The sequence below is a fragment of the Acinetobacter sp. GW821-FHT09D10 genome (assembly GCF_059416285.1).
This window is the reverse complement of sequence record NZ_JBWKOW010000008.1, coordinates 151,911-158,409: the sequence shown is the minus strand read 5'-3', so window position 1 is coordinate 158,409 and position 6,499 is coordinate 151,911. Positions and strand designations below refer to the sequence as shown.

General features: G+C 37.5%; 6 protein-coding genes. All 6 read right to left on the bottom strand.

Features of this window, described 5'->3' with window-relative positions:
- Nucleotides 1-467, bottom strand: a 467-nt coding sequence (locus AC07M3_RS16720; RefSeq protein WP_494567737.1) for a CoA-transferase, incomplete at its 3' end; no start/stop codon positions are given.
- An 18-nt stretch (nt 468-485) separates the two neighbouring features.
- The gene (locus AC07M3_RS16715) at nt 486-1,157 is read right to left on the bottom strand and encodes a 3-oxoacid CoA-transferase subunit A (protein ID WP_045431259.1); all 672 of its coding nucleotides are present in this window, start codon (nt 1,155-1,157) and stop codon (nt 486-488) included.
- Nucleotides 1,158-1,499: 342 nt separating this feature from the next.
- The gene (gene ispD / locus AC07M3_RS16710) at nt 1,500-2,216 is read right to left on the bottom strand and encodes a 2-C-methyl-D-erythritol 4-phosphate cytidylyltransferase (protein WP_092707131.1); all 717 of its coding nucleotides are present in this window, start codon (nt 2,214-2,216) and stop codon (nt 1,500-1,502) included.
- Nucleotides 2,182-2,571, bottom strand: a complete 390-nt coding sequence (gene ftsB / locus AC07M3_RS16705) for a cell division protein FtsB (protein WP_004643028.1) — start codon at nt 2,569-2,571, stop codon at nt 2,182-2,184. Before ftsB ends, ispD begins: the two co-directional genes overlap by 35 nt.
- A 404-nt stretch (nt 2,572-2,975) precedes the next feature.
- Nucleotides 2,976-3,929, bottom strand: a complete 954-nt coding sequence (locus AC07M3_RS16700) for a bifunctional helix-turn-helix transcriptional regulator/GNAT family N-acetyltransferase (protein ID WP_494567738.1) — start codon at nt 3,927-3,929, stop codon at nt 2,976-2,978.
- Between the two features lie 147 nt (nt 3,930-4,076).
- Entirely contained in the window at nt 4,077-6,254 is a 2,178-nt protein-coding gene (locus AC07M3_RS16695; RefSeq protein ID WP_494567739.1) for a TonB-dependent siderophore receptor, read from the bottom strand.
- Nucleotides 6,255-6,499: the final 245 nt, after the last annotated feature.

Below are 6,499 nucleotides of genomic sequence, written 5' to 3'. Positions count from 1 at the left end.
GGTTCACCTTGCTTGGTCACGTGGTCCGTGGTGATAAATACTTTCTTGGCACCCACAGCCAAATCCATCGCACCACCCACAGCAGGAATCGCATTCGGCGCACCGGTATGCCAGTTCGCCAAGTCACCATTGGCTGCAACCTGAAAGGCGCCAAGCACAGCAATATCAAGATGACCACCACGCATCATGGCAAATGAGTCACCATGATGGAAAAAGCTGCCGCCCTCAAGCATGGTCACAAATTCTTTACCCGCATTAATCAGTTCTGGGTCTTCTTCACCTTCCGCTGGTGGTGGACCAAAAGCCAGTAAGCCATTTTCAGAATGAAGGAAAATATCTTTGTCGTTGGGTAGGTAGCTCGCGATCTTGGTCGGCAAGCCAATGCCTAAGTTCACATATGCACCATCCGGAATGTCTTGTGCCACACGTCTTGCAATCTGGTCACGGCTGAGTTTCTGGTAGCTCATGTTATTTCTCCTTATTGCTTATTGTGCGGGCTGTACTTGTACAACATGCTGTACAAAGATACCTGGGGTGATGATGTGCTCGGGATCTAATCCACCTAGCTCAACCACTTCAGAAACCTGAACAATGGTGACATCAGCAGCCATGGCCATAATCGGGCCAAAGTTACGTGCAGATTTACGGTAAACCAGATTGCCCCAGCGGTCTCCCTTGTAAGCTTTAATCAAGGCAAAGTCAGCCTTAATTGGATATTCGAGTACGTAATCTTTACCATCGATCTGGCGGGTTTCTTTGCCTTCAGCTAAAAGTGTTCCAAAGCCTGTTGGGGTAAACACAGCCCCAAGCCCCATACCGGCTGCCTGAATACGGCAAGCCAGATTACCTTGCGGTACCACTTCAAGCTCGACCTTTCCGGCACGGTATAGTTCATCAAACACATAAGAGTCTGACTGACGCGGAAAAGAACAGATGACTTTTTTAACTGAACCAGCCTTAAGCAGTTTAGCCAGACCGTAATCGCCATTACCGGCATTGTTACTGACAATGGTTAGGCCTTTAACACCCAGTTCAATCAGTCCATCAATGAGTTCAGCGGGTTGTCCTGCGGTACCAAAACCACCAATCAGGATGGTGGCACCATCTTTAATCTGCGATAGAACCTCGCTAAGAGAGGACTTACTTTTGTCAATCATTAGACAACTCCATTGTGCTCATTGAAGAAGAGATAGGTAAGAGAGTTAGGCACACTGAGGCGAGAAGAATAGATAAATATTTCACTCAATCCCGAGTGTTTCCCTTAGATTTCCCTTTTAATCATTCTTGATAATTTTTATAATTTGATCTAGTTATCCCGCTATGGTTTTGTTCGCTATAAGTTATTTTTGTTCGATGATCGAACATTATCTAAGATAGTTGCATAATCCTGATAAATCGTAAAACTTATCAATGTAAAAGAATATGAGCTGTTATAAATAGATATGTAGAAAAATTTGCTTAGACGATTTAATCATCCAAGCAATTTAAAAATAATAGAATTAAGATTGAGATTGGAGAATCAAACCCGCAAGTTCTAAATCATCGGGATAGGTAATTTTTATATTATCAGAACGCCCCATTACGACCCGTACAGTTTCACCCATATATTCAAGTGCACTTGCTTCATCTGTAATGGTGACGTTATTTTCTAAAGCCTGTTCAATTGCTTTTTTGAGTTTACCGATTTGAGCAATTTGAGGCGTTTGAGCTTGCCATAATGAGTCTCGGCTTACGGTTTTATCAATATGATCGCCTGTCTTAACTTGCTTTAAAGTATCACGAACAGGAATTGCTAAAATAGCACTATCATTTGATTCAATTGCCTTTGCCACAAGTGCATTTAAACAATCAACTGTTACACAAGGTCGAGCTGCATCATGCACAAGAACCCAATCATTTTCATCGGCAAAATTTAAAAGATGGTTTAACGCATTTAATACCGAATGAACTCGCTCAGCGCCACCAGAGCAAAAATGCGCCTTATCTATATTTTGAAATGCAAGAGTCTGAGCAAAGCTATCTTGTGTACCAATAGCCAAAACATAACCATTTAACGGAAGTTGACTTATACGCCGAATAGTGTGTTCTAAAACAGTCCTATCCTGAATATATTGATACTGCTTCAATTCAGTTTTAGAAAATCGACTTCCTGATCCTGCAGCAGGTATAACTGCCCATAATTTAGTCTGGGATATCTGGGGATGCAGGTGTCTCATTCGTTTCCAAATCAACTTTAGCGTTCGGGTCAATATAAATAGGCTTGTAATGGGTACTAATTGTACTCATTTGAACAAATGTCTCGTGAGGTTTAACCAAACCAAGATCAAGGCGAGCATGTTCTTCTATTGCTTCTGTACCATTTTTCAGGTCAAAAACCTCTGCTGCCAAAATACGGTTTCGTTCTTTAAGCTCTTCATTTACCTCAGCTTGTTGCTGAATTTGTTGCATGAGAGCTTGATGAGGGATATAGCCACCCTCACCTAACCAAAATTGATATTGCAGTATAGCTACTAAAACAATAACTAGTAGTAATATCAGTTTGCTTGAAGTGGATCGAAATACTTCTAACATATCATTAAGATTTTTAATTAAAAACTTTCGTTAAGAGTTTGTATTGTATAGTAATTAACAAGTAACATGCGGAATTCCTGCAAAAATTTAAGCAAAATTATTAATGGGCATATTACTTTAATTGACCATTGTGACATGTTTCATTTTGTCAAAAATGAATGGAATTTGAAAGGGAAATAATATTTATAAGTACAATTGCTTATAAATCAATCTACCTCTTCCCAACCAAAGTACGAGTAGGTGAATCAGCTCGATAATCACATTTTTTGAACTCCCCTACAAGCCAAAAGTCCTTATCTTAGCCATGGAGTTACAGTTAAACCAATTAAAATTCCTTCAGGGCTTGAAAACCATATAGGTGATTTCGCAGAACGACTACACAAAAAAACTTAAATCAAGTTGAGTTAGTTTTCATTAGTTATCCGTGTAAATTGTTGTTCTAACATAGTTCTACCCCATTGGTCTCCTTGCCATTCATTGGCCAATTTAAAACCAAAATTTTCATAAAGCTTTCTTGCTGCGCTAAGACCGCTAAAAGTCCACAATTGAACAGCTGAAAATTGTTTTTGATCACAAAAATCTATTGCTTCTTTTAATAGTTTTTTGCCGACACCTTGTCCTCGACAATCGTCACTTAAAATAAACCATCGAAGATGAGCTTCATTATTTCCTAAATCTTCGCCATCAATTGCCACAGAACCCACGATTTGATTATTTTTAATTGCCAACCAAATATTATTAGGTTCTCGAGAAAGACGATTACAGAATTCAGCTAAATTTGTGGCAACTTTTCCTTCAAAGAAATACCCAAAATTATAATTTTCATGATAATAAATACCATGCATTTCAGCGATTTTACCGATCATACCTGCACGGTAACCACTCACAATTTCAACATTATTGTTATCTATAAGATCTTTATTATTTCGACAGTTTACTAAAGATTCAGCATAGGTTGTCAGACCTTGAGCAATAACAAGTTGTTTAGAAGAGTTTAATTTTTCAATCGCTTGAACAACTCTCATCTCTCCATAATTATTAATTTTTCTTACAGTATCTACTCCTTTAGCAGTGAGTTTAAGCACTTTTAATCTAGCATCATTCTTGTCTTGTTCTTCTGTAATCTCCCCCGTCTTAATAAGCTTAACTAACATTCTACTAATACTTGATTTTTCTAGGCCTAAAATCTGTCCTAATTGTACAGCGGTTAAAGAACCTCTATTTTCAAGTTCAAGTAAAGAATGAACAGCTGACGGAGAATAATCGGTGGCAGCAAGAGTTGAACTCATAAAACCTAATTCACGAACCATGATTCGAGATGAACTACGAATTTCATTAATAATTTTTTGATCAATCATTTCTACACACCCACAACATAGTTGTATAATACAACCATATTCATAAAAAAGAAGTCAAGATTTTCTTTAATTTTTAGAACGAGCTTAAATACAGTAAAAGCCCTCTTTCGAGGGCTTTTATAAATTGGTTACTTATGTGAATTTAAATCAAAAATTATAACGAACACTCAACGTTGCATTTCGTGGTGTTCCCCAATTCATTGAGTTAGCACCAATACCTTCATAATATTTCTCATCAAAAATATTATCGATATTAAATTGAAGTTTGATATTTTTATCTACTTGATAGCCAAACATCGCACTTGCTAAAACATACGCATCTTGTTCAATACGAGAGCTTCCACTACCCGTATAGTATTTACTCTTATAATTTAAACCAAGTCCAGCACTCCATTGATCAAGTTTGTACTTAACAAATAGATTCGAGGTTGTTCGAGAGTTTGTCGTATTAACCTTTGTGCCTTTTGCATCTTTTGCTTCAAAATTAGCAATACCAAAGTTAATACCCCAATTATCGTTAATCTCACCATCAGCTTCAAACTCAAAACCTTTACTTTCAACCCCATCTACAGCGCGATAGGCCTGCTCTGTGGTTTTTATACCATTGCGAATAATGAACGTGTCAGGTATCGATTCAGCAAAATTAGACTGCTCGATCCGGAATACTGACAACGCTGTATTTAAACGCCCTCCAAACCATTCGCTCTTTAAGCCAGCCTCATAACTCTTACCTGTAATCGGATCTATATATTGATCATTTATATCTTTACGTTCTTGAGGTTTGAAAATTTCTGTATAACTCGTATATATAGAATGATCTTGGGCAAAATCATAAATAGCACCAACATATGGTGCTAATTCATTGTTAAATTCACGGTTACCTTTATCATTTTCAGACTTATATTCCCAGTTAGATAAACGTGCACCAGCAATAATTTTCAAAGGATCCAGAATCTGAAATTTACCAGCAATATATGCGGCAGTTTGTGTGGTTTCATTCAGCGCATTTTTGCCGTTTAAAACAACAGGCTGAAGCAACTCTTGAGCCATATCATTATAATTAAGTGGTTCACCTAAATATTTTTCAATGTCTTGGTTTGTGTTAGATCCACCAAAAATATCTTTCGTCTTTTCATTTTTATTCCAAGATCCACCAATAATGATTTCTTGTGGACGATTAAAAAGCGTAAATGGTGCATTGATAAAAACATCAAAATTATTTTCTTCATTCGCAGCTTTTGCGCCATATACTGAAACGTTATCCTTGCCCTCTGCATTTTTTAATGGACTGGTGTTAGTTGTCTTATCTACTTGACCTGCTGTATACAGTAACATAGAGGCTGTGTCTTCTTTGCGAAATGTATAAGCAATATTTAAATTAACGTCATTAAATAAATTTTGCTTTAAGTTTGCAAATACTGCCGTTGTATTCACATCCCAGTAAGTCCAAGGTGCACTTACTGTTAAACTTCTAGAAAAATTGGTACGAGTCCCATCAGTATAAAAAGCCGGTGTCCCACCCCAACGAATACCATCACGATGTAACTCCTGATAAGTTGCACCAAGCGACATGCTTGTTTTATCACTCAAATCATAATCAACCGCACCATAAAATACATTGCGTTCTTTCTCATAGAAATCCATAAATGATTTTTCATCAGAATGTTTTACAAACATGCGGCCACGCAATGATCCATCTGCATTAAGTGGCGTGGAAACATCTGCTGAGCTACTCCAAGAGTTCCATGAGCCTAAAGATGTGCTGACATTACCAGTGAGTTCTTTTGAGTTTGCATGTTTCCGAATCATGTTCAGCGCCATCGCTGGGTTCCCAGCACCTGTGGTTAGGCCATTGGCACCCTTTACTACTTCGATACGATCATAAATATCTAAATCTAAATCTCCAGTGCCTAAGTTTGTAGTACTAGGTATTCCATCAATTAAGTAATAATCCACCTCAAAACCACGTGCATAAACTCTCTGGCGCTCATCCGTGCGTGAGGTCGAAACACCCGTAATATTGTTCATTAGATCTTGAAAGGAATCGATTTTTCGATCATCTAAATATTCACGGGTTAAAACTTTGACCGATTGAGGAGTTTCACGAAGAGATAAATTTAGTTTTGTAGAAGTATTTGAACTTTTTGCTGTATAGCTCCCCGAGCCTTCAGTAACAGCCGGATTTTCTTGTTCTGCTTGTACTTTTATCGTTGCTAAAGTGGCTGTTTCGGTTTGTTCTGCATAAACAAATGAAGGGACCGTTAAAGCCATAGAAAGTGCTAAAGGGTGAACTCTAAATGCTTTTCTAAAGGGCGGATTGTACATAAGAAAATTCCATAATAACCAATGTGCTGTACCATATTTTTAGCCTTCCACTACCTTGTTCCTTGTTACACAGTAGTAAAAGTTCGGCACAAAAATTAACACGAATGATAATTGTTATCAACTTTAAGTTAATAATTATTCTTATTTGTTTAACTTAAATTATTAATCCATATTGCATTAACCATAGAATATGCTATCCACCCAAAACTCTGGATTTCTAACAAATTAGACGCAGATCCTGTTGA

Coding starts and splice junctions, on each gene's coding strand:
- ftsB (WP_004643028.1), bottom strand. CDS start 2,571: ATGTTAGAAGTATTTCGATCCACTTCAAGCAAACTGATATTACTACTA.
- AC07M3_RS16715 (WP_045431259.1), bottom strand. CDS start 1,157: ATGATTGACAAAAGTAAGTCCTCTCTTAGCGAGGTTCTATCGCAGATT.
- AC07M3_RS16695 (WP_494567739.1), bottom strand. CDS start 6,254: ATGTACAATCCGCCCTTTAGAAAAGCATTTAGAGTTCACCCTTTAGCA.
- AC07M3_RS16700 (WP_494567738.1), bottom strand. CDS start 3,929: ATGATTGATCAAAAAATTATTAATGAAATTCGTAGTTCATCTCGAATC.
- ispD (WP_092707131.1), bottom strand. CDS start 2,216: ATGAGACACCTGCATCCCCAGATATCCCAGACTAAATTATGGGCAGTT.